This is a genomic window from Pseudomonas nabeulensis (assembly GCF_004682045.1).
Classification (GTDB): domain Bacteria; phylum Pseudomonadota; class Gammaproteobacteria; order Pseudomonadales; family Pseudomonadaceae; genus Aquipseudomonas; species Aquipseudomonas nabeulensis.
On record NZ_QUZT01000141.1, the window covers coordinates 1 to 2,014 of the forward strand.

1 protein-coding gene is annotated in these 2,014 nt (G+C 64.1%); it reads left to right on the plus strand.

Annotated features, from left to right (window positions below; genetic code table 11):
- On the plus strand, positions 1–2,014 hold a 2,014-nt coding region (locus tag DYL61_RS31155), incomplete at both ends, for a DUF637 domain-containing protein (protein WP_193559478.1).

Consider the following 2,014-nt stretch of genomic DNA (forward strand, 5'->3'; position numbering starts at 1 on the left):
CAACCTGCTCAACGGCGGCGCAATCACCGCCGGTGAACGCATCAGCCTGCTCGCCACCGACAGCATCCGCAACGCCATGGCCGGCGAAATCCGCGCCAGCCATATCGAGCTGATCAGCGTCAGCGGCGACATCATCAACGACCGCACCGCGCACGCCCGCTACCAAGGCGACGGCACCCTCGTCACCCATCTGGATAACGCCAGCCAGATCAGCGCAGGCCAACAACTCACCCTCAACGCCGGCCGCGACATCACCAACCGAGGCGATATCAAAAGTGGCGGCGACGCCAGCCTCAGCGCCGCCCGCGACATCAACCTCATCGCCGTCACCAATACCCAACAAACCCGCATCACCGAAAACGGCGGCCATCGCGTCACCCAAAACAGCGTCACCGAACACCTCGGCGCCCACCTCAACGCCGCCGGCAACCTGAGCCTGCAAGCCGGCGGCGACATCACCTTGCTCGCCAGCCAGGCCAACGCCGGCAAAGACCTTACCGTCTCGGCGGGCGGCAGCATCAACCTCCTGGCCGCCGCCAACGAAACCGATCGCGAGATCAACAGCAAACGCAACGGCGCCAAAACCCACGAACAGACCAGCCAAGTGCGGCATATCGGCAGCCAACTCAACGCGGGCAACAACCTCACGGCCAGCGCCGGGCACAACATCCTGCTGCACGCCAGCCAAATCAGCAGCGGCAAAGACGCTTACCTGATCGCGGGCAATCAACTGCAACTGCTGAGCGCGAATGACAGCGACTACAGCCTGTACGACTACACGAAAAAAGGCAGCTTCGGTGCCCTCAAAACCCAACGTGATGAAATCACCGACGTAAAAGCCGTCGGCAGCCAAATCAGCACCGGCGGCCACCTCAACCTTATCAGCGGCGGCGACCAGCTCTACCAGGGCGCAAAACTCCACAGCGGCGCCGACATCGCCATCACCAGCGGCGGCGCGGTGACCTTCGAAGCGGTCAAGGACCTGCACCAGGAGAGTCACGAAAAAAGCCAAAGCGACCTCGCCTGGATGAGCATGAAAGGCGAAGGCCGCACCGACGAAACCCTGCGCCAGACCGAAATCCTCGCCCAGGGCCAGTTGGCGATCAAAGCCGTAGAAGGCCTGCGCATCGACATCAAGGACATCAACCAGGCCACCGTCACCCAAACCATCGACGCCATGGTCCAGGGCGACCCGAAACTGGCCTGGATCAAGGACGCCGAGCGGCGCGGGGATGTGGATTGGCGGCGGGTCAAGGAACTGCATGACTCGTACAAGTACAGTCATTCCGGCATGGGCCAGGGCGCGATGTTGGCCGTGATTATCGTCATGTCGGTGATCACCGCCGGCGCAGCGAGTTCGCTGGCGGTGGCCGCAGGCGGCGGCACGTTGGGCTCTGCGGCGGGCGCGACGTTCCAAGCCTTCGCCAGCCAGACCGCGGTGAGTACGATCAACAACAAGGGCAATCTGGGGGCGGTGTTCAAGGACGTGACGTCCAGCGCCAGCCTTAAGGGGTATGCCACCAGCGCCCTGACCGCCGGTTTCAGCAGCGGCGTTATCGACCCCGCCTTTGGCGTCACGGGCGATCGCGTCAACAACATCACCAAAGGCTTCGACCTGGCATCGGCCTCCGACATCGGCAAGTTCGCCGCCTACTCGGGCGCACAAGGCGCCGCCCAGGCGGGGTTCAAGACCCTGGTGCAAGGCGGCAGCCTCAAGGACAACCTCAACCACGCCCTCAGTTCGCAACTGCAAGGCACCCTGCAAGCCATAGCCTTCAACGCCGTGGGGGATTTTTCCAGCAGCCAGAACTGGCCCGAATCCAGCCCGCAGAAAGTCGCCCTCCACGCGCTGGTCGGTGGCCTGCTCAGCGAAGCCAACGGCGGCAGCTTCGCGACCGGCGCACTCGCCGCCGGCGCCAACGAAGCCCTGATCAGCAGCCTCGCCCACGCCGTCGAAGGCAACCCGGCACTGCTGCTCGCCGCCTCACAACTGATCGGCATCGCCGCGGCAGGT